At 42.8% G+C, this 22,400-nt stretch carries 22 protein-coding genes; all 22 read right to left on the bottom strand.

What is annotated here, in order from left to right; translation table 11 throughout:
* Positions 1-3: 3 nt before the first annotated feature.
* Complete coding sequence (locus H8K33_RS02475) at positions 4-846, bottom strand: MinD/ParA family ATP-binding protein (RefSeq protein ID WP_186889381.1); 843 nt, start codon at positions 844-846, stop codon at positions 4-6.
* Positions 839-2,122, bottom strand: a complete 1,284-nt coding sequence (gene flhF, locus H8K33_RS02470; protein ID WP_186889380.1) for a flagellar biosynthesis protein FlhF — start codon at positions 2,120-2,122, stop codon at positions 839-841. The genes H8K33_RS02475 and flhF overlap by 8 nt, the downstream gene beginning before the upstream one ends.
* Entirely contained in the window at positions 2,122-4,200 is a 2,079-nt protein-coding gene (flhA, locus tag H8K33_RS02465; RefSeq protein WP_186889379.1) for a flagellar biosynthesis protein FlhA, read from the bottom strand. Before flhA ends, flhF begins: the two co-directional genes overlap by 1 nt.
* Positions 4,197-5,351 (bottom strand): flagellar biosynthesis protein FlhB, encoded by a 1,155-nt coding sequence (gene flhB / locus H8K33_RS02460; protein ID WP_186889378.1) that lies wholly within the window; start codon positions 5,349-5,351, stop codon positions 4,197-4,199. Before flhB ends, flhA begins: the two co-directional genes overlap by 4 nt.
* A 291-nt stretch (positions 5,352-5,642) precedes the next feature.
* The gene (locus H8K33_RS02455) at positions 5,643-6,860 is read right to left on the bottom strand and encodes an EAL and HDOD domain-containing protein (protein ID WP_186889377.1); all 1,218 of its coding nucleotides are present in this window, start codon (positions 6,858-6,860) and stop codon (positions 5,643-5,645) included.
* A gap of 399 nt (positions 6,861-7,259) precedes the next feature.
* On the bottom strand, positions 7,260-7,655 hold the full coding sequence (cheY, locus tag H8K33_RS02450; protein ID WP_186889376.1) for a chemotaxis response regulator CheY: 396 nt from the start codon (positions 7,653-7,655) through the stop codon (positions 7,260-7,262).
* Positions 7,656-7,753: 98 nt separating this feature from the next.
* Positions 7,754-8,830, bottom strand: coding sequence for a protein-glutamate methylesterase/protein-glutamine glutaminase (locus H8K33_RS02445; protein ID WP_186889375.1), 1,077 nt, complete (start codon positions 8,828-8,830; stop codon positions 7,754-7,756).
* A 67-nt stretch (positions 8,831-8,897) separates the two neighbouring features.
* Positions 8,898-9,506 carry a chemoreceptor glutamine deamidase CheD gene (gene cheD, locus H8K33_RS02440; RefSeq protein ID WP_186889374.1) on the bottom strand — a complete coding sequence of 203 codons (609 nt, stop codon included), beginning with the start codon at positions 9,504-9,506 and terminating at the stop codon, positions 8,898-8,900.
* Positions 9,507-9,509: 3 nt separating this feature from the next.
* Complete coding sequence (locus H8K33_RS02435) at positions 9,510-10,397, bottom strand: CheR family methyltransferase (RefSeq protein ID WP_186889373.1); 888 nt, start codon at positions 10,395-10,397, stop codon at positions 9,510-9,512.
* A gap of 47 nt (positions 10,398-10,444) precedes the next feature.
* Positions 10,445-10,951: a chemotaxis protein CheW gene (locus tag H8K33_RS02430; protein WP_186889372.1), complete on the bottom strand. Its 507-nt coding sequence runs from the start codon at positions 10,949-10,951 to the stop codon at positions 10,445-10,447.
* A gap of 35 nt (positions 10,952-10,986) precedes the next feature.
* Positions 10,987-13,035: a chemotaxis protein CheA gene (cheA, locus tag H8K33_RS02425; protein WP_186889371.1), complete on the bottom strand. Its 2,049-nt coding sequence runs from the start codon at positions 13,033-13,035 to the stop codon at positions 10,987-10,989.
* A 114-nt stretch (positions 13,036-13,149) separates the two neighbouring features.
* Entirely contained in the window at positions 13,150-13,515 is a 366-nt protein-coding gene (locus H8K33_RS02420) for a response regulator (protein ID WP_186889370.1), read from the bottom strand.
* Positions 13,516-13,563: 48 nt separating this feature from the next.
* Positions 13,564-14,112, bottom strand: coding sequence for a chemotaxis protein (locus H8K33_RS02415; RefSeq protein ID WP_186889369.1), 549 nt, complete (start codon positions 14,110-14,112; stop codon positions 13,564-13,566).
* A gap of 71 nt (positions 14,113-14,183) precedes the next feature.
* A complete protein-coding gene (motB, locus tag H8K33_RS02410) occupies positions 14,184-15,101 on the bottom strand; it encodes a flagellar motor protein MotB (RefSeq protein ID WP_186889368.1) in 918 nt (305 codons plus the stop codon).
* 17 nt (positions 15,102-15,118) lie between these two features.
* The gene (motA, locus tag H8K33_RS02405; protein WP_186889367.1) at positions 15,119-15,979 is read right to left on the bottom strand and encodes a flagellar motor stator protein MotA; all 861 of its coding nucleotides are present in this window, start codon (positions 15,977-15,979) and stop codon (positions 15,119-15,121) included.
* Between the two features lie 133 nt (positions 15,980-16,112).
* Positions 16,113-16,865 (bottom strand): class I SAM-dependent methyltransferase, encoded by a 753-nt coding sequence (locus H8K33_RS02400; RefSeq protein ID WP_186889366.1) that lies wholly within the window; start codon positions 16,863-16,865, stop codon positions 16,113-16,115.
* A gap of 69 nt (positions 16,866-16,934) precedes the next feature.
* On the bottom strand, positions 16,935-17,486 hold the full coding sequence (gene flhC, locus H8K33_RS02395) for a flagellar transcriptional regulator FlhC (RefSeq protein ID WP_186889365.1): 552 nt from the start codon (positions 17,484-17,486) through the stop codon (positions 16,935-16,937).
* Between the two features lie 35 nt (positions 17,487-17,521).
* Positions 17,522-17,839, bottom strand: a complete 318-nt coding sequence (gene flhD, locus H8K33_RS02390) for a flagellar transcriptional regulator FlhD (RefSeq protein ID WP_186889364.1) — start codon at positions 17,837-17,839, stop codon at positions 17,522-17,524.
* 577 nt (positions 17,840-18,416) lie between these two features.
* A complete protein-coding gene (gene dnaQ / locus H8K33_RS02385) occupies positions 18,417-19,145 on the bottom strand; it encodes a DNA polymerase III subunit epsilon (RefSeq protein WP_186889363.1) in 729 nt (242 codons plus the stop codon).
* A 45-nt stretch (positions 19,146-19,190) separates the two neighbouring features.
* Positions 19,191-20,600 carry a tRNA lysidine(34) synthetase TilS gene (gene tilS / locus H8K33_RS02380; RefSeq protein WP_186889362.1) on the bottom strand — a complete coding sequence of 470 codons (1,410 nt, stop codon included), beginning with the start codon at positions 20,598-20,600 and terminating at the stop codon, positions 19,191-19,193.
* Positions 20,597-21,571 (bottom strand): acetyl-CoA carboxylase carboxyltransferase subunit alpha, encoded by a 975-nt coding sequence (locus H8K33_RS02375; RefSeq protein ID WP_186889361.1) that lies wholly within the window; start codon positions 21,569-21,571, stop codon positions 20,597-20,599. Before H8K33_RS02375 ends, tilS begins: the two co-directional genes overlap by 4 nt.
* A 49-nt stretch (positions 21,572-21,620) precedes the next feature.
* A complete protein-coding gene (locus H8K33_RS02370) occupies positions 21,621-22,277 on the bottom strand; it encodes a DNA-3-methyladenine glycosylase family protein (RefSeq protein ID WP_186889360.1) in 657 nt (218 codons plus the stop codon).
* Positions 22,278-22,400: the final 123 nt, after the last annotated feature.

Genomic DNA, 22,400 nt, shown 5'->3' with positions numbered 1-22,400 from the left:
TAATTAATATTCTAATGGAGCGCCTAGCTGTGACATTGCATCAAAGCGAAAACCCTGACTAGCCGTCGAAACTAATTTTTCTGCCATACGCACGAACGCATTTGCCGCTTTCGACAATGGAAAAGCATCAATGACGGCACGCCCGGACTCTGTAGCCCGAACTAAATGAACATCCGCTGGCACAAAGCCTACAAAATTTAAGTCCACCGCCAAATAACGGCGTGCGGTCACAGACAAATTTGAAAAAATCTTTTGTGCTTGCTCTCCATCGACACCAGAAACAACGATGCCGTAATTCCGTCGCCCTAAACGATTACTTAATCGCTTAATCAAGGCATAAGCATTGGTGATCGTTTTAGAGTCTGCAGAAACCTGAATAATTAACTCACTCTCGTCAAACGACGACAATAAAAAAGTATCATCTGCATTTAACGCACAATCAACCACCACCAAATCGGAACGGCTAGCAGCTAAATCAAATACTTTCGATAATTCTCGATATCCACTTTGCGGCAAACCCAAATTTTTAGGCATTACATGGGCTACTTTGGTTATCGACAATCGTGGAGAAATTTGTTTGATCACGACGTCCATTGTACGCTGTTGTCGTGCGACCTCCAACAGTGTCTGATCTGATTTTAAATTTAGCCACGCACTTAGGCTGGAATCTGTCAATTTTGCATCAACCATCAAGGTATTTTTTCCTCGATTTGCCAAAGTCGCTGACAAGTTTATCAGCATGCCATTGCTGTCAGAATCAGGTAAGGCTGAAAGAAACGTTAACACCTTCAACTTTGGCATTTCCAGCATGCGACGCAGGCCTTCCGCTTGATCACAATTAACCAAAATGCACCTCCGGTTTTCCGATTGAAGCACCTTGCTTGCCCGAAGCCATAGTTGACATTAGGAGAGGCAATTCATCATTCTGAAATTTATACGCAGAAGTTTCACGCTTCAACTTAAATGCGCGATCAACCAAATACTGTTTATTCGCGACATGTAAGTCTTCTGGAACTCGTTGACCACTCGCGACGTAATAAAGATTTAATTTCTGACGTATCACAATATCAAGCGCACCGCCTATCGTTGCGGCCTCGTCCAGCTTCGTTAAAATACATCCAGACAAACCTTCACCACGATAAGCACGCACGACTTCAGTCAAGGTTTCGCCAGTGGATGTCGCATTTAAGCAAAGTAAACGTTTCACATCGACTCCCGATCCAGACAACATTGCCACTTGTTGCGTCACCATTTTGTCGCGCTGACTTACGCCAACAGTATCAATCAACACAGTATGCTTGTTCTTTAACTCTGCTAATGCAATTTTCAGATCAGATTCATCTTTCACTGAGTGCACCATCACACCCAAAATCTTCCCGTAAATTCTTAACTGTTCATAGCCGCCAATACGATAACCATCTGTCGTGATTAAAGCGAGTTTTGATGGGCCATGACGCATCACGCAACGTGCAGCAAGCTTGGCCGTTGTTGTTGTTTTTCCGACACCCGTTGGCCCAACCAGTGCATATACACCACCTTGCTCAAGGATTTCGTTCTCATTACTGATTGTCGATAAGTTCTTCACCATGATCGACTTAACCCAATCTAGCCCTGCTTCTGCATTACCACACTCTGGCATTTTTTCCATCATATGACGTGACAAGCTCGCGCTCAAGCCAGTTGCCAGCATCTCACGTAATACATCTGATTTATAAGGCGTTTTTTGCTGCGTATTAAGCCAAGACATCTCAGACATTTTGCCTTCCAGCATATCTCTCATTGAACGAATTTCGCTCATCATTGATGCTACTTCAGCTTGACTGGGAGCCGCGAAGGCGTCTTCTTTCTTCAATACACTAGCAGGAGACTTCGCTTCAACCGACAGAAACTCAATTGATGACTTCGCGTTGGGATTAAATTGCATTGCGGTTGCAGTTGCGGTTTGCTGCGCGACGCCAGCTTCTGACGCAATTCCCGTCAAAGCTTGATCGTTCATAGCAAGAATTTCTACCTGGCCATCGACATTGCGATTCGACAGAATTACCGCGTCTTCACCCAACATCGCACGTACTTTACGCAATGCTTCTCGTGAGCTCGGTGCTATAAATTTTTTGACGTTCATCATTGCCCTCCTACCTGGCTAGTCACTCTAATTGTTTTTGTTTCTGGAAGCTCCGCATGCGACAGCACTTTCACTTGCGGCAAAGTACGTCTCAGGAAGCGTGCAAGCAATGCGCGTAAGGGTGCGGGAACCAACAAAACTGGCGTCAAGCCTAACTGTTGTTGATGCTGTGCTGCGGCTTCGGTTTGCAGTGCCAAAGTATCGGCCAAACCTGGCTCCATACTGGCGCCTTCGGCTCCATGGCCTTGTAAAGTCTGCATTAATAAACGTTCTAGACGATTATCCAAAGTCATCACCGCCAATTCATTTCCGGTCGGGAAAATCTGCTGCACAATCGCTCGTCCCAACACCACGCGAACTTGTGCGGTCAATTCGTTTGGATCTTGGGTATGCGCGCCAAATTCACTCAAGGTCTCAACAATCGAACGCATGTCGCGAATATGTACACCTTCAATTAATAAGTTTTGCAAGACCTTCTGAATGACAGAAAGCGGCAATAAACGCGGAGTTAAATCTTCAATCATCTTAGGCGACTCCTTTGCCAGATGATCGAGTAACTGTTGAACCTCATGGCGACCTAAAAGCTCTGCGGCGTTCGATGTAATCAAATGATTTAAGTGCGTCGCGATCACGGTTCCAGCATCTACGACGGTGTACCCCATTGCTTGCGCCTGTTCACGCATGGACGCATCAATCCAAACTGCTGGCAATCCAAAGGCCGGATCAGTCGTAGGCATGCCTGGCAAGCTACCCGATACCATGCCTGGATCAATTGCCAAGAATTGCCCCATGTTGGCATCGCCAGAGCCGACTTCGACGCCTTTCAAGGCGATACGATATGAGCTTGGTTTTAATTCGAGATTATCGCGAATGTGTACTGGAGGAGATAAAAAACCGATATCTTGTGCAAATTTTTTGCGAATGCCTTTGATACGTCTTAGTAACTCACCACCTTGATTCTTATCAACCAAAGGAATCAGACGATAGCCCACTTCTAATCCTAAAGTATCAACTGGCAAAATATCCTGCCAGGTTGCTTCTTCCATTTCAGGTGCCGTGGGCATTGGAGCGGGTTGATCTGCCAGCGGCACTGCCTCTGCACGCTTCTTCAGTAAATATCCAGCACCTGCCAAACTACCCGCCAAAAGGATAAAGGCGACATGTGGCATACCAGGAATGATTCCCATGCCACCAATAATCGCGGCAGTGATATACATGACTTCAGGCTTAGAAAACAGCTGATTAATAAACTGATTTCCAATATCTTGATCACTCGCTACGCGCGACACAACAATACCTGCAGCAGTGGAGATAATCAGCGAGGGAATCTGTGCTACCAAGCCATCACCAATCGCCAATAATGCATAAACCTTCGATGCTTCAGAAAAATTCATATCATGCTGAACCATGCCGACAATCAATCCGCCAACCAGGTTAATAATTGTGACCAAAATACCAGCAACCGCATCACCTTTGACATACTTACTAGCACCATCCATCGCGCCATAAAATTCTGCTTCTTGCGCTACTTCAGTGCGGCGACGACGAGCCTCATCCTCAGCAATCAATCCTGCATTCAAATCAGCATCAATCGCCATCTGCTTACCTGGCATTGCATCTAAGGCGAATCGCGCGCCAACTTCTGCGATACGTCCAGCACCTTTTGTCACAACCGAGAAGTTAATGATGGTCAAAATAATGAACACCACAATACCGACTGCATAGTTCCCGCCAATCAAAAAATGACCAAAAGCCTCAATCACTTTACCTGCGGCATCCGGACCATTATGTCCCTCAGTCAAGACCACACGAGTGGACGCCACATTCAATGACAAACGCAACATCGTGCTCACCAATAAGACAGTTGGAAAAACCATGAAATCAAGCGGTTTAACGGTGTACAAACTAGTCAATAAAATGATGATCGCCAGTGCGATATTAAAGCTAAAGAAGATATCCAAAGCAAACGCTGGCAGAGGCAAAATCATCATCGCTAACATCATGACGATCAGAACTGGGCCAGCTAAGGCTCTGGTGCCAATCCCACTCAACCATGCGGGCAGTTTTAGCGAGTTCATACAGGTGCTCCTACTTCATTTGACAATGGATCCAATCCCGTCGGGACTTGAATATTTTTAGGTTCAATAGGCGCGATGCCGCCAGATTTACGATAAGTGCGTAATTGGAAAACATAAGCAAGAATTTCCGCAACTGCGGCATATAAAGATTCTGGAATTTCATCACCTAATTCAGTGTGCTTATAAAGCGCACGAGCCAATGGTGGGGCTTCCAAAATAGGCACATTATTTTCTTTAGCGAGCTCTCGAATCTTGGCAGCAACTGCATCAGCGCCCTTCGCAATGACGCGTGGCGCACCATTACTACCATCGGCGTATTTCAGCGCCACAGAAAAGTGCGTCGGATTGGTCACAACCACATCAGCTGTCGGCACTTCAGACATCATGCGACGACGCGCCATTTCTCTCTGTTGTTGACGGATCTTCGCTTTGATTTGAGGATTACCATTTGCTTCTTTTGATTCTTGAATGACTTCCTGATGCGTCATTTTTAATTTTTCTGCATACGACCACATTTGATAAGGAGCATCAATCAATGCAATCAATACTAAACCGCCCACAATCGCAAGAAAACAGACGCCGAGCATATGTCCCATATGCGCACTTGCCTTGTCTAAAGGTTCGTAGATCAAGCCGAAAATTGCATCTTTTTGCTGCGCCACCACCAACCACGCAATCACACCCACCAAGATCGTCTTTAAAATTGCTTTCACCAATTCGATAGCCGATCTTGACGACACCATGTTGCCCATTCCGGTAATCGGATTCATACGTGAGAACTTCGGTTCCAAAGACTTGAAACTAAATAGCCAACCACCAATCAACAATGGTGATCCAAGCGCAGCAAGCAACAACAAGCCCGCGATAGGTAAAAAAGCGAGCATGACATCAATCACTGAGTCGAGTAATTGCATCGTTAGAAAATTGGCGTCAAAGGCGGCACTGCGCTCAAATGACAGACCACGCGCGAAATTTTTAGAGAGATTATGGAATAGTGTTTCGCCATAAAAATACAAGCCACCGCCCGCCGCTAGCAATACGGTGCAGGTAGATAGCTCTCTTGAACGTGGTACATCGCCCTCTTCGCGCGCCTTTTCTAGTCGCTGGGGCGAAGCTGGTTCGGTCCGTTCTAATCCGCTGTCATCAGCCATATCTTCTGTCCAATTAGATCGAAATCTAAATTAATTACCTCAGGACAAATTATTCACGAAAGTGCTCGTGACAGATCGTTTGAATAGAATGGGATTAACCCCTTATTTCAAGAACAATAGAGATCTGAAATTAGTGGATGCAGAAATGAAAAAAACTCAAACAACTGACAAATATCAATCGTTTGAGTTTTTTATGTGTAGCGAGTAAATATGGCGAAAATGATTTTGCTTTATTTACCTAATTGAATATGTTTTCTTTCAACCCACTCAATTAAGCCATAGCCATTGATTTTAGACCGCAGCAGAAATATTTTTTGCCCATACCAGTGCAGAAAGGTGGGCTTTATTGACATCAACCGGAGAAACTTTCAAGGTCTCTGCAATGGAAGAAACCAACATACTGTTAAGCTCGCATGCTTCAGCCAACGCTAGGAAAGGTCCGTAGAGACCACTTCGTGAAACTAGCGCTTCAACCACAGGTTCAGGCAATTGTATCGTCGACAAAACTTCTTCCATCGGAATACCCAATAGTCGATCTAACAGCGAAAACATACCTGCAACAAACAAGTTTTCAGCGTCACTCTTGGACATAAATGGCTGCCCAAGAATTTCAGCAAATCGACCGCGAACGATTGCGGTTTCCAATAAAACCGGTGAATTCCCACTCGTGCTAGCGGTAGCCAACAATAAAGAAAGCCAACGATAAAGCGGGCTATATCCTAAAATTGTGACCGCATGCTTTAAAGACTGTACCTCAGTGCGCAATCCAAAGCCAGCCGAATTGATGTAGCGAAGTAATTTATAAGCGAGTGCCGCATCACGCTTTACAACGGTCTCTAATTGCTGAATATCTGCATTCTTACGAATCATTTCCATTAACTGGAGTATCGTCGTCTGCGTTGTATTCAAACCTTTTTGCGCAATATTTGGTCGTGGAGTTAAATGCAACTTTCCGACAAAACTAGATAAGCCTAATGCTGCACAAGCGTCAAAATCCTGCCAGTTACCAACATTGCGTGCAATCATTTGCACGTTAGATTGTTTCAATGCGGCATACATTTTTGCCTGCGCACCCAAATTACTCGCATCAAGCTGAACTTCAAAATGGGTAATCAGCGAGAAAAACGAACGTTCAAGCGCAGAAATATCGGCATTTTTTAGACAAATTCCAAAGCCTAATGCACGCAATTCTTTAATCGCTGCAATTGATACTTCATCGGCGAAATAACGTTTAGAAAATATGAGAACCGTATTTTTCGGAGAAAGTTGACGTAAACCTTCCGCTTGTAACAAGCCAGGCACAGCCTCTAGAAAAATAACACTATCGCCAAGTAGAAAGCCTTTTTCCTCATCGTTCAATTCGTTCGCAACAAACGACATAAGAGCGCTTAATTCATCACTATCTAACTCTGCCGCCTTTACGTTATTTTGCCAAGACAATTGAAAACCAATCACGCGTTGTGAAGGGTCAAGCAGCGGCTCTCTAAGGATAAACTTTACATCACTCATAAATAATTAACTTCTCTAATGATTAAAATCCGAGACTTCCCAACAAATCATTAAGCTAGCTTTGATAATTAAGAAACGCTGACTTGTTGTCTGGATTAACTTGAGCCTCGCTTTAACTAAGCATTCTGTAAAGCTAGCTGCTTCATTTGCTTCTAAATACTGCCGCCAAAACTGCATCGATCGCTGTTCAACATCCGTGTGACATATTCACTGCATTCACTACGCTAAAGCCTGTTCTCGACGACCCACGCCAAATAGTAATGAGCTGATCGACGTAAACTATTTTTTAACAAGCAGACAAATTGCAATCACACCAAGAGCGCATCAATTCATCAGCTCATACGGAGACGCGATTACCAGCTCTCGTTATGCAATCTCAGTCGAAGAGACTTCACAAAATTAAGCAGGTTTGCCTAATTTCTCAAAAATCTTTGAAAGCTTTTCATCGAGCGTTGCAGCCGTAAATGGTTTCACCACATAGCCATTCGCACCCGCTTGAGCAGCAGCAATAATATTTTCTTTCTTTGCTTCCGCGGTCACCATTAACACTGGTAGTTTGGCTAACGCTGGATCAGCACGGATGTGTTGCAACATCGTGAGACCATCCATGTTTGGCATATTCCAGTCGGAGATCACAAAGTCAAAATCACCACTCTTCAATTTTGCCAAACCAAGCGCACCATCCTCCGCTTCGTCAACATTGGAATATCCGAGTTCTTTCAACAAATTACGCACAATCCGGCGCATTGTCGAAAAATCGTCAACTACTAAAAATTTGAGGTTTTGATCAGCCATAACTTACTCCATAAATTCACAAAGGACCGTAGTGCATATTATCGGTTATATAGACATCATTTAGTACTTCATTTACTTCCGTTACCACATTTTTTATTTTAAACACGCAATGCGCGACTGCCATGTTGGTCTAAATACTGTAATACTCTATGCGGCAATTCATTCAATGGTGCGATTTCATTAACAGCACCAACGGCAATTGCCTCTCTCGGCATACCAAATACTACACAGCTTGCCTCGTCTTGCGCAAAATTAAACGCTCCAGCATTTTTCATTTCGAGCATACCTTCTGCACCATCTTTACCCATACCTGTGAGTATTACACCAACCGCATTCTTACCAGCAAATTTTGCGGCAGATCGAAATAAAACATCAACGGATGGTCTGTGTCTATTCACAGGAGGTCCATCGTTAATTTCAGTCACATAATTCGCACCACTTCGGGCAAGTAACAAGTGCGAATGTCCAGGGGCGATATACGCATGCCCTGGCAAAATACGCTCTCCGCCCTCGGCTTCTGAAACCGATATCTTACATAAGCCATCCAAACGTTTCGCAAATGATTTGGTAAACCCCTCAGGCATATGCTGCGTAATCAAAATACCAGGACAATCGGATGGCATTTGACTTAAGAAATTCTTAATCGCTTCTGTGCCACCAGTAGAGGCACCGACAATAATCAATTTTTCACTACTGATCAGTGGATTGCGAACAGAGGGTAATACAGAAGTCGCATGCGCGCCCACCGCGCTTGTGGCAACTGGCCTTGCACGAATTTTTGCTTTTGATGCAGCGCGAATTTTATCGGTAATAATATGCGCATATTCCAACATGCCACTTTGAATTGACAACTTTGGTTTTGTAACAAAATCAACAGCGCCTAATTCTAAAGCCCGCATCGTAATTTCAGACCCTCGCTCAGTCAACGATGAAACCATAATGACTGGCATTGGGCGAAGTCGCATCAATTTTTCTAAAAAATCGAGCCCATCCATTTTGGGCATTTCCACATCTAAAGTTAAGACATCTGGATTACATTGCTTAATCAACTCGCGTGCAACTAACGGGTCGGGCGCAACCCCAACCACTTCCATATCACTCTCGGCACGAATAATCTCACTCAAAATACTTCGTATCAGTGCAGAATCATCAATGATTAATACTTTAATTTTCATTCTGCCCTCACAGTACACAATGCGCAATTTCAAAAATGAAACCTAGCGGTGCTCTCTTTATCAACATCTAAAATAAGTCAACATCACCACCAACAGGTGCACTCTTTAGTCGACTTGCGTAATCGAGCTCACGTTTTTTCAGTGTATCGTTGTGTTCCACTTTCAATTTCTTCACCAGAACTTTTCCGGTTCTCGGAAAAAAATAAACTTTTCTTGGGAAGATATCATTTAAGTCTTCAGCGATTACTCGCATGCGTTCCATACGCAAGTAATCCAACACAAACTTCGCATTTCTTTCACCCACATTAATTGCGGTAAAGCCACGTAAAACATTACCACCGCCAAACACTTTCGCTTCCATGTTTTCACGGCGAGCACCCGCTTTGAGCAATTCATTGATCAACACTTCCATGGCATAAGTACCATAACGCATGGAAGCTGATACAGGGTTATCTGAATTCTCACCACCATCTGGCAGCATAAAGTGATTCATTCCACCCACACCAGAAACACGATCACGAATGCATGCTGAAACACAAGAACCTAAAACGGTCACAATTAACATGTCTTTTCCGGTGAAATAAAATTCACCAGGCAAAATCTTTGCAGCATCACAATCAAAAGTGCGATCATAATAAACGTTAGTCGCAAAGTGCTCTTCACTAAACTGGCTCATGGATCACCCTTTATTTAAATCGTAAGAACTCGATTTCTTACTCTTCTCTTCTTTACTCGCCAGCACATAAACTGTTTTACCGCGCAATTTGAAATCATCAGAAACATAAAGAAAATTTTCTGAGTGCCCGGCAAACAAAAGTCCATCTGATTTCAACAAGGGCACAAATTTTTTCAGAATGCTTGATTGTGTCGGTTTATCAAAATAAATCATCACATTTCGACAAAAAATCACATCAAATTCACCACTCAAAGCCCAACGATCTTCAAGTAAATTTAATGACTCAAAATGAATTAAGTTCCGTAATTCTGGCCGAACCAAAACAGAGCCTTCGTTTTTCCCACGTCCTTTTAAGAAATACTTGCGAACGATATCATTTGGCAATTTCTCAATGCGATCAAGGTTATACACACCACGCGCCGCGACACTCAATACATTGGTGTCGATATCCGTCGCGATAATTTCTACATTAGGTTTAAGCGTTCCAAGTGCCTCACAAATACAAATTGCAATCGAATATGGTTCCTCACCGGTAGAACTAGCCGAACACCATACCCGCAAAGGGCCAGATTTCTTTTTTACATGTTCCGCTAAAATCGGGAAGTGATGCTCTTCACGAAAAAAAGACGTTAAGTTCGTGGTCAAAGCATTAGTAAATGACTCCCATTCATTACTACCGATCTCACGTTCCAGCATATCGAGGTAAACCGAAAACGAATTGATGCCTGTCGCGCGCAGTCTTCTTGCTAAACGGCTATACACCATTTCTTGTTTACTATCAGAAAGCGAAATACCAGCTCGCTGATAAATCAGTCCACGCACACGATCGAAATCACGTTGATTGAATGCAAATTCCTTTTCACCATCTGATCGCTCTGCTGGCTTAGCCATGCGCAATTCCTATCTAGAAGAAAACAAGGTAAGCTTTTTTAGTTCGACTAATCAGCGTTGTCCATCAATCCCATTTCTGGACTCGACATCAGCTTTTCAATGTCCACTAAAATCAACATACGCTCTTCCAGTGTTCCCAAACCAATCAAGAAATCATTATTGAACGTCGTATTCATCTCTGGCGCAGGACGAACTTGTTCCGGCAATAAAGTCATCACATCGGAGACGCTATCAACCACCATTCCAACCACTCTCACGCCAATATTGAGAATAATAACGACGGTCAGCTGATCATAGGTTGGCTCACCCAAGTTAAACTTGATGCGCATATCTACGATGGGAACAATGATCCCGCGCAAATTAATGACGCCCTTGAGAAAATCTGGTGCATTCGCAATTCGTGTAACCGCTTCATAGCCACGAATCTCTTGAACTTTCAGAATATCAATGCCATATTCTTCGTTACCAAGTGTAAAGGCCAAAAACTCATGGGTCGTGAGATCACCTTTTTCGGATTGCGACTTTTTAGATAAGTCATCAGAGCTTTGTATCATGATTCATTCCTTTTAAATCTTGTTAAACCCAAAATCTACCGTACTGAACGCAGTATTGCAGCGACATCGAGGATAAATGAAACACCACCATCACCCAATATTGTTGCGCCCGAAATACCGGGAATTTTTCTGTAATTTGATTCTATGTTTTTGACGACAACTTGTTGTTGCCCTACCAAGTCATCCACAAATAGCGCTGCTTTTTTGCCGTCAACCTCAACGATCACCGTAATCCCATTTGCAGGATCAACGTGCTTAGGCTCGATATTAAAAGTCTCAAACAAAGGAATCAAAGGTAAATATTCTTGCCGCACTTTGATCACTCTACCTTTACCGCTAATCTCTTTAATATCGTCAGATTGAGGTTGCAGAGATTCCACCACAAACCCTAAAGGCAAAATATAAATTTCTTCTCCGACCTTAATCGACATGCCATCAAGAATCGCCAAAGTCAAAGGTAAAGAAATTGTGATCGTGGTACCAAACCCTCTGGCTGAGCGAATATCAACTACACCGCCCATTTGCGTAATGTTTCGTTTTACAACGTCCATACCAACGCCGCGTCCCGAAACATCGGTGACCACGTCAGCGGTAGAAAAACCTGGTGCAAAAATTAACTGCCAGACTTCCGGATCAGACATTGAATCTGAAACATTCAAGCCGCTTTGCTTTGCCTTGGCGAGAATTTTTTCACGATGCAAACCACCGCCATCATCGCAAACTTCAATCACGATATTGCCACCCTGATGTACTGCGGACAGCGATAATTTACCAATTTCACTTTTCCCGTTCTCGAGACGGGTGGATGGCATTTCAATGCCGTGATCAATACTATTTCTGACCAAATGTGTGAGAGGATCGACGATTCTCTCAATCAATCCTTTATCTAATTCGGTGGACGCGCCGTAAGTGACAAACTCAACCTTCTTACCCAATTTATTGGCAAGATCTCGAACCATTCGAGGAAACCGGGAAAACACATAATCCATCGGCATCATTCGAATTGACATTACAGCTTCCTGAAGATCACGAGTATTGCGTGTCAAATGCGCGACACTACTCAACAATCGTTCATTTGAGACCGGATCGAGATCTTGGGTGCGTTGGGTAAGCATCGCTTGAGTAATCACCAACTCACCAATCAAATTAATAATTTGATCGACCTTTTCAATTCCTACCCGAATCGTAGTAGATTCATGACCAGCAGAATTCTTTTCTGTATCTTTCTTCACTGGATTTTTTCCAGCACTCACAATCGAATCTGGCACGGATGCTTTTTCTTGTTCTGTGCCTACCGTTGCCACAACAGCTTGATTTTCTTCTGGTGGGAACATTGATTCAATTGGCTCAAAAAAACCATATCCCAATTCATCTTCACTTAACTGTTTTTCAGCACTACTTTGTACAAACTCTTCTGCCGTAATTGTCATATTCTCGGCATCAACAATAAACGAACAAACCGCAGAAATATCATCTTCCTTACTATTCGTTTTCAGTATGATCGAATCCCAGCCTTGATTTGTTTTCTCGGTGGTTGTTGATCCCAAAAGACCAAGCTCAGAGGTCAATAAAACAAAGTCCGACGCCTTCACATGATGAAAGCTGACTCTAAAACAATGCGTATACTTTTCCAAACTTTGATCTGATTGATTCACTGGCGCCAAGGTTGGGGCAGAAACAACTTTAGGCTTCAGCTCACCTTGCACGAAGGATTGCAGCAACATCCTCACATCACCCACCGCATCTAAATCAACGGGTGTTCCCAGGCGATGCCCGTCCAGCTGCATCTTTAAAATGTCTTTTGCCGCAAGAAACGCATCGACGTGCTCGGCCGTCAAGGACATTTCACCTTTACGAATTTTATCGAGTAAAGACTCCAGTATGTGTGTCACATCAGACATGTCACTTAAGCCAAATGTTGATGCGCCACCTTTTATAGAATGCGCTGCACGAAAAATAGCGTTCAAATCTTCTGGATCTGGAGATGAGATATCAACACCCAACAATAACTTCTCTTTTTCTGCGAGAAGTTCTTCAGCCTCATCAAAAAAAACTTGGAAGAACTGACTCATGTCAATCGTCATTATTTCACCCCGTTAGTCACACAAATATCTCGCAAAATTCACTGCTTGATTAATGTTCATTCACTTCGTAGTGATTTCTTCATTAATGCTCAATCGCGACTAATTCACCAACAATTATCCAATAACTTTCTTTACTACCTCAGTCAGCTTCTGCGGATCAAAAGGTTTCACTAACCAACCATTAGCACCAGCCGCACGGCCCTTCGCCTTCATTTCATCGCTAGACTCCGTCGTCAGCATTAAAATAGGCACACGCTGATAAGTCGCCAAAGCACGCAAAGATTTAATCAGTGTCAAGCCATCCATACGTGGCATATTTTGATCCGTCAACACCAAATCTACTACTTGCCCCTTCGCTTTCTCAAGCCCATCTTGACCATCTACCGCTTCAATCACTTGATATCCAGCTGCCTTCAAACTAAATGCAACCATTTGGCGCAGGGATCCAGAATCGTCCACTGCTAAAATTGTTTTGGCCATCATTACTCCATTCAGAAAATTGAGAAGAATTCTTCACTCAACCGATACTTAAAATAACTCGATATCACCACTATTTAAATGCTGTTGATTCACTGTTTTCCGCAACAAACTTTTTAATTCAACGCTCTGTTGCTCAAGTTTTTCAGTGATTTCGTCTAAAACAACTGCAATTTCATCCATACCACCGTCAGAAGGAATAACATTCCCCACCATATCCAAGGTCGATAAAAGCTCTCGCAGTCCAGCGCTTCTTTGCACAGTTCGTGAAATCAATTGATTTGTTAAGTCTTGAAATTGAAGACTAGTCACAGCACGACTAATATGTACTGCGATGTCAGATTGAATTTGCGCTAGTTTCTCTACGTTTGCTTGCGGTATCAGTCCTGTATCAACCAAGCCTAAAATTTGTTCTTCTTGAGAGGTGATCGAGGCATGTAAATCTAAAAAATTCTCGCCTAATTTCTCAATCGCTTCGGCCAACAACAAGGTTGTCTGAATCAAATCAGTTTCAACTTCCAAAAGATGAGCAGCACCGTGATCTGAGACACCAGATAAAAGTTGCTTAACCTGTGAACCCAAGTTTTTTCTCTTTGACATGTTCAGCGTCCCATTCTGCAAACCAAACGTTGTAATTCATGCTGCATGAGTGATGCATTCAATGCGCTAAATTATTTTTTTATTTCAAGAGCTTGCTCAGTCGAACTACCTAGATCAACTTCCCCACCATCCTGTGATGCAGACAATTCAGCTTTCTTGTTCATCACAATAATACTAATGCGACGGTTAATAGGGTTCAATGGATCGTCTTTATCAAACAAAACTGACGATGAAAGACCAACGATTCTTAAAACTTTCTTTTCATCCATACCACCATAAATCAACTCACGTCTTGATGCATTTGCGCGATCAGCCGACAGTTCCCAGTTACTGTATCCAAACTCGCCACTTCCGTAAGGTGCGGCATCAGTATGACCAGATAAACTAATTCTATTCGGAACATCATTTAGTGCAAGTCCAATTTCATGCAAAATGACTTTAGTATAGGGCTGCAAATCCGCTTTAGCCGATGCAAACATAGGCCGATTTTTTTCATCAACAATCTGAATCCGCAGCCCTTCTGTTGTGATATCAAGCAAAAGTTGCTTTTTGAATTGTTTTAGTGTCGGGTTTGACTCTATCGCTGCCTCAATTTTTTCCTTTAGACCTTTAAGACGCTCCGCATCAGCCCTTGCTAACGCAGCTTCCGCTGCTTGCAAATTGTAGGTTTTCTTAACAGCCTCAATTTCACCTTTTCTAGTTTGCCCGTCACGAATGGACAAATCTTTTCCACCACCTTTAATCACACTTGAACTATCGCCACTACCATCACCACCGGCCATCGCAACTTTTAAAGGCGTCTGAAAATATTCGGCAATCCCCTGCAAATTACCTTTTGCCGTTGAGCCTAGCAGCCACATCAATAAAAAGAACGCCATCATCGCCGTAACAAAATCTGCGTATGCGATTTTCCATGCACCTCCGTGATGCCCTCCAGCGACTTTTTTAATCCGTTTAACGACAATTGGACGTAGCTCTTCATTTGCCATGATCGATCACCAATTATCTACTTCGATTTGGACTGCTTAATATGTTCTTCCAACTCAGAGAACGTTGGTCGTTCCGTTGAATAAAGCACTTTTCGGCCAAACTCAACTGATAATGCAGGAGCATATCCGTTAAGACTCGCCAACAAAGTCACTTTCACACATTGAAAAGTTTTCGAAGACTCATCTAATTTCTGCTCCAGCAAACTAGCGAGAGGTCCAACAAATCCGTAAGCTAACAGGATACCCAGGAAAGTACCAACCAAAGCTTTCGCAATCAGGATACCTAACTCAGCTGGCGGAATACCAACCGATTCCATTGTATGAACCACTCCCATAACCGCCGCAACGATACCAAAAGCAGGCAAACCATCACCAAGCTTCGCCATAAAATGGGCAGGTATAGCACCTTCATGATGGTGCGTTTCTAATTCGTTATCCATCAAATTTTCAATTTGAAAAGCATCCATATTTCCAGATACCATCAAACGCAAGTAATCGCTCAAAAATTCCATCAAATGATGATCAGACACCACCAAAGGATATTTGCTAAACAGTGGACTTTCCTCTGGCTTTTCAATATCACCTTCAATTGACATCAAGCCTTCTTTACGTATTTTAGTCAGAACGTCAAACAACATCGTCATCAGTTCCATATACATGGCTTTATTGTATTTTGATCCTTGAAAAACGGAAGGCAGCGCCTTCAATGACGCCTTAAGAGTTTTAGAATTATTGCCCACCAACGATGCCCCAACTGCGGCACCGCCAATCATCAAAAGTTCGATTGGCTGGAATAACACGGCCATGTGACCACCGGCCAGAACAAATCCACCAAACACCGAACCGCAAACAACGATATAACCCACAATAACTAACACGAGTTAAACTCCTTAATCAGTATGAACTCGACAATCTACTCATTCGAGCAACAACTCAAGAATACCAGCGATCTCATAACATTAGGCAACATTTTCCCCGATATTGCCCAAAAAATATATTTTTGTTGTTTCATTATATGCGCCAGCCATATAAATATACTCCGCCAAACTCAATTTTCACAACGATATCCGGTGTTACATCGGGAACAATAAACTCATAGCTTAAGAAAAGTGAACCTGGCGCCATTTCAGACTTCACTTTCTGCCATACAGTTAACATTGCAGCCGGGGATAAATAACAAAAAACCACATTAAATTGCGAAAGATCCAGCTGATAAAAATTACCCAATGCAAATCTCACATTTGAACGACTCACCTTCCCTCTCAAGAAACTGATCAGCCACGGTAATGGTGCAATTTCTATCCCAACAAATTGCCCATCAACTCGCCGCTCTGATAACTTAATAAGAAGCCCCCCCATCCCGCTCCCGATATCAACAAATCGAAGATCATCAACATCAGATAGTGCATCTAGCACCGGATTTAAAAGTTCTGATCTTGATGGGAAATAGGGAACTTGCGTTCTGTATGTTGACCAAAAAAGGAGAGAAGAAGCGAGCAATATACCCAAATAGAAATGAGGAGATATTTGCTGCTGAAACAAGAAATAAGCAAGAAGGGGAAAAGCGAACTGAATCGGAGCCCACCACCAATCAAATCTTAATAGCAGGGTGACGAAAGCAGCCAGAGAAGCATGCCAGAACAAGAGGGATAAAACTGAAAAAGAGACCTGAAGCTTTAATTTGATTAGGCTTAAAACTATAAATGTTATAGCCAACGAACCCAATTGTAGAATCAAGGAACGAATTCCAACTGAAAGCTTCAAAGCATTTACCTCACATGATTACCCTCATAAAATCATATCATTAGAAATCAAGCTTGAACCTACAATCTATTAATTTAACACTCGCTCAGCATCCAAAGCACGCTGTTTTTTGGTCTTACCTGCACGCGATGGCATATGGCAAAGCCCACAAGCATAATGATCATGCAAATCGAGAGAATGCCCAACAAATTGACCACCGCAATGAGTACACTTAACGAAAGAAAGCATATTTCCCTCAAAAAAGCGAACCAAAGTCCAAGCACGTGTCAGTGACAGCACTGGCTCTTCACCTTCTGGCGTTGGCATTTGCTCCTGATAGAGCTTATAGGCTTTAACAACCGCATGAATACCATCAATATCTGCATGATCACGCAGATACTTGAAAATATTCATAAATAATGAAGAGTGAATATTAGGCTGCCACGTGACAAACCAATCCGTCGAAAAAGGCAACATCCCCTTTGGAGGAGAGACACCCTTAAGCTCCTTATAAATCTTCAACAAGCGCTCTCTAGAAAGAGAGGTTTCAGATTCAAGTAACTGCAAACGCGCACCCAATTTCACCAAATCAACCGCCAACTGAATTTCATTAGCTTCATTTACGATACTTTTCGTTGCCATGTCACACCTCGATTAAATTCAAACCAAAAAACTAATTAAGCGATTTCTTCTACTTTTTGACCAGCCATCAAAATAGCTGCGTGAGAATGTGCCAGGCTGCGTTCTTTATTGTAATTTGTCAGCATACAGAGAATCGCACTATCCTCGAAACGGAAACGAGCAAGCATCATGTTGGAACCTGCCAATTTCAATATTTGCGAATTATTCATTCCCTCAATCAAATCAGCAATTTCCTTACTAATACCCAAGCGGAAAATTGCAGTTGCCTTGTCAGAACGGATCATTTGTTGCGCAAGCATCAAGTAGCTTAAATTTGCGTCACGGATCTCAGCCATCATGTCATTTGGTGTCATTTTTGCACTCCCACTTATTTGCCCTAGCGAAATGTGTTGCCAGTGAGATAGATTGTGGTGCTTAGCGAAAAATGGGTGTATCAGCGAAACTAGGGAATTGAATGCGGAAAAACGAGAAAAATCCAATAGGAGTTCATCCTACTTTGGATTATTTTAGATAAGCCATTAAAAATTTAACGACTTTTAATTTGATAGTTTTGTCTAAGACAAAATAAAGCTAAGTCAAATAAACACTGTAAAAACAAGCACTTACTAAACAAGAGAAAGATTATCTCTTAACTTCTATAAACATTATCGGCACAACTTTAGAAAACTTTAGGGTTCGCACGAAATATTTTTAAACTTTTTTTCTTACATCACTTATTTAGATTAACGGCAAAAAAAATCGCCACTTTAGGGTGGCGATAAGAAATATTTTAATAAATTATGTTGGTTTTTCGTCGAACAATATTAAATCAACATTAAAAATTGATACTCGAACGAAGTCGAAATGGATTTCCAAACACTTAGCAATTTTTGAGAATGTTTCACTGAATTTAAAAATGCTTGTAAAGCATGAAAAAGTTAGCTGAATAAATTAGGTTTGAGTTGAATCCAAGGCTGAGTCCAGCTGCCAGGCGCAGTTTCCTTGCGATGCCTTCCCAATATCTAAAATCAAATCGGCATGCGCGCGCTGCTCATGCTCATCCGCAAACAATATCGCAACATGTCTATCCTGCTCATCTAACTCAATGGTATCTACAACGACGACTTGTGCTTCAGGTTCAACTTCGATACTAAAGCTATTTTGCCCACGCGACATCGCCAAAAAAACATCCGCCAGTAACTCAGCGTCAAGTAATGCGCCGTGCAACTTACGATGCGAATTGGAAATCTCATAACGATCACACAAAGCATCCAAAGAGTTTCGCTTCCCTGGATGCAATTCCTTCGCTTGAACAAGAGTATCGACCACACCATCAACGTAGATATCTAACTTGCCTAGCCCTAATTTTTCAAATTCAGCATTCAGAAACCCCATATCAAATGGGGCATTATGAATAACCAATTCGGCACCACGCACAAATTCTAGGAATTCGTCTGCCACATTAGCAAACGTCGGTTTATCGCTTAAAAACTCAGTCGTTAAACCATGCACTGCCAAAGCGCCCTCCTCGGAATCTCGCTCTGGGTTTATGTACCGATGAAAATTATTACCTGTAAGCTTGCGGTTGACTAACTCAACACAACCTATCTCAATTACACGATTTCCTAATCGAGGATTCAAACCTGTTGTCTCAGTATCAAGAACAATTTGTCTAGTCATTGTCAAACTCAACTCTCAATTATTTACACACATCAAACACACATATCAATCTGGAACCCAAATCAATTCAATTTTAATATCGTCACCGCCAGATTCCGCCGCCTTCGACTCAATAAATGCAGCATCCATCCCAAGCAAGCCAACAAAGAATAGTTGGTCTTCAATATAAATATAAGGTAATTTTTCTCGCTGCCAAAATGGAATCTTGGCAGTTTGAAAGTGACTCTTTAGGTCACGAGATGGTCGATTTTTCCCCAGTCGCAAACGCGCCCCAACTTGGCGTTGGCGAATCACCATCGTAGACTCTCGCAGAGTATTAACAGCAACGCCACTGTCACCAGGGTGAAATCTCAATATCCCTTTAAGTTCAGGAAAATATATAGACTCTTCCCCGTTCCAAATAAAACTCAGCTCGCCTTGATGAGCACTCACATTCTGATGATCAATGAGATAAATTTTATGCTGATATCGGCAAATCGAAAAATGGCCATGACGAATCTGCACACGCGCATCGTCCCGCGCAGTCCATAGCTGCGCTTGAATTTCTGCAATTTTTGAGGTCGATGGAAGTTGTACTAAATTGCGAGACAACCAATAACGAAACAAGTGGGTTGCCCGGTCTGAATCCAGTTGATTCATCTGCGTCAAATTCAGCACATTATCCTGACCGCAACGAATCAAATCATCAGCAGCAATCTCATCCAACAGATGCTGAGCAGCGCGCACATGCTGCGATGTTCGCATCAACCGTGTTGGGAAGCCGGGAAACAATTCTTCGATCAAGGGCATTAAACGAAGTCGTACAACATTACGCGTGTAACCCGTATCCAGATTAGACTCGTCTTCCACATTGACTAACCGATTCGCCACTGCATAATTTTGTATATCCAGCTTTGATCGAGACAATAGAGGACGTCCAAGTAGCGTCAGTTTCGTTCCAAGCAGCGTTGGCGCAAAATTGCACTCATCCATGCCAGACAGCCCGCGAAGCCCAGTACCACGAAACAATTGCATCAACATGGTTTCAGCTTGATCATCTAGATGATGGGCAACTAACAGCAAGCTTACCTGATCCAGTTCGCACATACGTCCCAAAGCTTGGTAACGCTTCTGCCGGGCGACCGCCTCTATCCCCTGTCCTTCGTTCTTAACAGAAATTAATTCACATCGATATTGAACATTCAGTTCTTCGCAAATTTGCGCGCAATGCTGTTGCCATTGCTGCGCATTTGAACTCAGTCCGTGATTGACGTGATAGGCAAAGACAGGAATTTGGTTTTGCGTCGCATAACGCGAAGTCAATGCGAGAAGTACCGTAGAATCAAGGCCTCCACTGAAAGCAACTGCGATACCAGTTTGCCTGCAATCAAGACCTTGTGTTTGAATAATGCTAGTGAGTTTAGCAAAGAATATTTGCGCTAAGTCTTCGGCACTTTGGCAGTGCATTGTGCTCATTCAGAAACTCTGGTTTCCTTAAATTTGCCGTAACTCATCAACTTCTCATGCCGATTCGCCAGCAGCTCCTTGGTTTTCATCCCTTGGAACTGACGAAGCGTATCCGCTAATGCACGTTTAACTAAAGCACACATTTGCTTAGGATCTCGATGTGCGCCACCTAATGGTTCATTAATGATTTTATCGATTAATCCCATAGCTTTTAAGCGATTTGCAGTCAGGCCTAAGGCTTCAGCGGCATCGGACGCACGCTCGGAAGTCTTCCACAAAATAGACGCACAGCCTTCTGGAGAAATAACCGAATACGTTGCGTACTGAAGCATCAAGACAGCATCGCCAACCGCTAAAGCAAGCGCACCACCAGAACCGCCTTCGCCGATAATGGTCGCAATCAAAGGGACTTTAAGTTCAGCCATGACATATAAATTGTGGCCGATCGCTTCTGATTGTCCGCGCTCTTCTGCATCGATACCCGGCCACGCACCAGTTGTGTCAACAAAGGTAAACACGGGAATATCAAATTTTTCTGCCAATTTCATCAAACGCATCGCTTTGCGATAGCCTTCAGGTTTAGGCATACCAAAATTACGCATTGCGCGTTCTTTTGTATCGCGTCCTTTTTGATGACCAATCACCATACACGCCTGACCATTAAAACGTGCTAAACCACCCACAATCGCTAAATCATCCGCAAACGCGCGATCGCCATGCAATTCATGGAAGTCAGTAAATATTTGAGAAATGTAATCTAAGGTGTATGGACGCTGTGGATGGCGAGAGATTTGAGATACTTGCCATGGGGTTAGCTTGGCATAGATATCTTTGGTCAACATCTGGCTTTTCTGAGAGAGGCGATCAATTTCTTCCGAAATATCGACCGCAGAGTCATCTTGCACAAAGCGCAACTCTTCAATTTTTGTTTCGAGTTCAGCAATAGACTGCTCAAATCCCAGGAATGTCGTTTTAGTCATCGTGCCTCCTTAAAAATTCCACACGAGTTAAAGAAATAAGCTTGATTAATCAAGTTAAGCTATTTTTTTCATCCAAACTTCGCCACATATACCATGTCGCGACAGTACGCCAAGGTTCCCAATTTGCTGCGACTTCACGAATATCAATGCGTGAAACAGGCTCACAGGAAAAATAGTTCTTACTAATACCGCTTACTAGCCCCACATCATCCAAAGGCAAGATATTAGGGCGTAACAAATTAAAAATCAAAAACATTTCAGCAGTCCATCGACTAATGCCTCGTATTTGGATCAGTTCAGAGATAACAGCTTCGTCACTCATGTCGACCCAATTATCAACGTGCACCCTACCATCTTTAAAGTGGCCAGCCAAATCAAGAATATAGTCTGTTTTGCGCTTCGACAAACCTGCATCTAATAAACGCTCTTTACCAGCACTGATCACCTCGGCAGGGTTAGACTTTGGACAAACAGTTAAATACTTTTCCCACAAAACGTTGGCAGAGGTACCTGAAATCTGCTGCGCAATGATCGAGCGCGTTAGTGTCGTGAAAGGATCATCTCGACCTAGCAAATACAAATCTCCGAATTGCGGAATCAACTTGCGCAAAATACGATCACGCTTCATGAGCTCTATTTTTGCGCTTTCCCAATATTCTGGGACATGCAATTCGACATTACTACGGACGTGACTATTTTTATTCATTTATTGATCTTCCGTAATACAAAACTATACTGCGCGCACCATCTAGCCAATATCTTTTATAACAACATGCCGTGGTTATAAGGATTCAAGAAAACCGTTAATTTTACATGATAAAGCCCCGGA

Origin of the sequence: Affinundibacterium amnicola, from assembly GCF_014284275.1 — a bacterium.
GTDB lineage: Bacteria > Pseudomonadota > Gammaproteobacteria > Burkholderiales > Burkholderiaceae_D > Undibacterium > Undibacterium amnicola.
This window is presented reverse-complemented; position numbering and strand designations above follow the sequence as displayed.

Excerpts from the sequence above, each read along its gene's own strand:
- flhF (WP_186889380.1), bottom strand. The coding sequence starts at position 2,122 with ATGAACGTCAAAAAATTTATAGCACCGAGCTCACGAGAAGCATTGCGT.
- flhA (WP_186889379.1), bottom strand. The coding sequence starts at position 4,200 with ATGAACTCGCTAAAACTGCCCGCATGGTTGAGTGGGATTGGCACCAGA.
- flhB (WP_186889378.1), bottom strand. The coding sequence starts at position 5,351 with ATGGCTGATGACAGCGGATTAGAACGGACCGAACCAGCTTCGCCCCAG.
- H8K33_RS02455 (WP_186889377.1), bottom strand. The coding sequence starts at position 6,860 with ATGAGTGATGTAAAGTTTATCCTTAGAGAGCCGCTGCTTGACCCTTCA.
- cheY (WP_186889376.1), bottom strand. The coding sequence starts at position 7,655 with ATGGCTGATCAAAACCTCAAATTTTTAGTAGTTGACGATTTTTCGACA.
- H8K33_RS02445 (WP_186889375.1), bottom strand. The coding sequence starts at position 8,830 with ATGAAAATTAAAGTATTAATCATTGATGATTCTGCACTGATACGAAGT.
- cheD (WP_186889374.1), bottom strand. The coding sequence starts at position 9,506 with ATGAGCCAGTTTAGTGAAGAGCACTTTGCGACTAACGTTTATTATGAT.
- H8K33_RS02435 (WP_186889373.1), bottom strand. The coding sequence starts at position 10,397 with ATGGCTAAGCCAGCAGAGCGATCAGATGGTGAAAAGGAATTTGCATTC.
- H8K33_RS02430 (WP_186889372.1), bottom strand. The coding sequence starts at position 10,951 with ATGATACAAAGCTCTGATGACTTATCTAAAAAGTCGCAATCCGAAAAA.
- cheA (WP_186889371.1), bottom strand. The coding sequence starts at position 13,035 with ATGACGATTGACATGAGTCAGTTCTTCCAAGTTTTTTTTGATGAGGCT.
- H8K33_RS02420 (WP_186889370.1), bottom strand. The coding sequence starts at position 13,515 with ATGGCCAAAACAATTTTAGCAGTGGACGATTCTGGATCCCTGCGCCAA.
- H8K33_RS02415 (WP_186889369.1), bottom strand. The coding sequence starts at position 14,112 with ATGTCAAAGAGAAAAAACTTGGGTTCACAGGTTAAGCAACTTTTATCT.
- motB (WP_186889368.1), bottom strand. The coding sequence starts at position 15,101 with ATGGCAAATGAAGAGCTACGTCCAATTGTCGTTAAACGGATTAAAAAA.
- flhC (WP_186889365.1), bottom strand. The coding sequence starts at position 17,486 with ATGGCAACGAAAAGTATCGTAAATGAAGCTAATGAAATTCAGTTGGCG.
- flhD (WP_186889364.1), bottom strand. The coding sequence starts at position 17,839 with ATGACACCAAATGACATGATGGCTGAGATCCGTGACGCAAATTTAAGC.
- dnaQ (WP_186889363.1), bottom strand. The coding sequence starts at position 19,145 with ATGACTAGACAAATTGTTCTTGATACTGAGACAACAGGTTTGAATCCT.
- tilS (WP_186889362.1), bottom strand. The coding sequence starts at position 20,600 with ATGAGCACAATGCACTGCCAAAGTGCCGAAGACTTAGCGCAAATATTC.
- H8K33_RS02375 (WP_186889361.1), bottom strand. The coding sequence starts at position 21,571 with ATGACTAAAACGACATTCCTGGGATTTGAGCAGTCTATTGCTGAACTC.
- H8K33_RS02370 (WP_186889360.1), bottom strand. The coding sequence starts at position 22,277 with ATGAATAAAAATAGTCACGTCCGTAGTAATGTCGAATTGCATGTCCCA.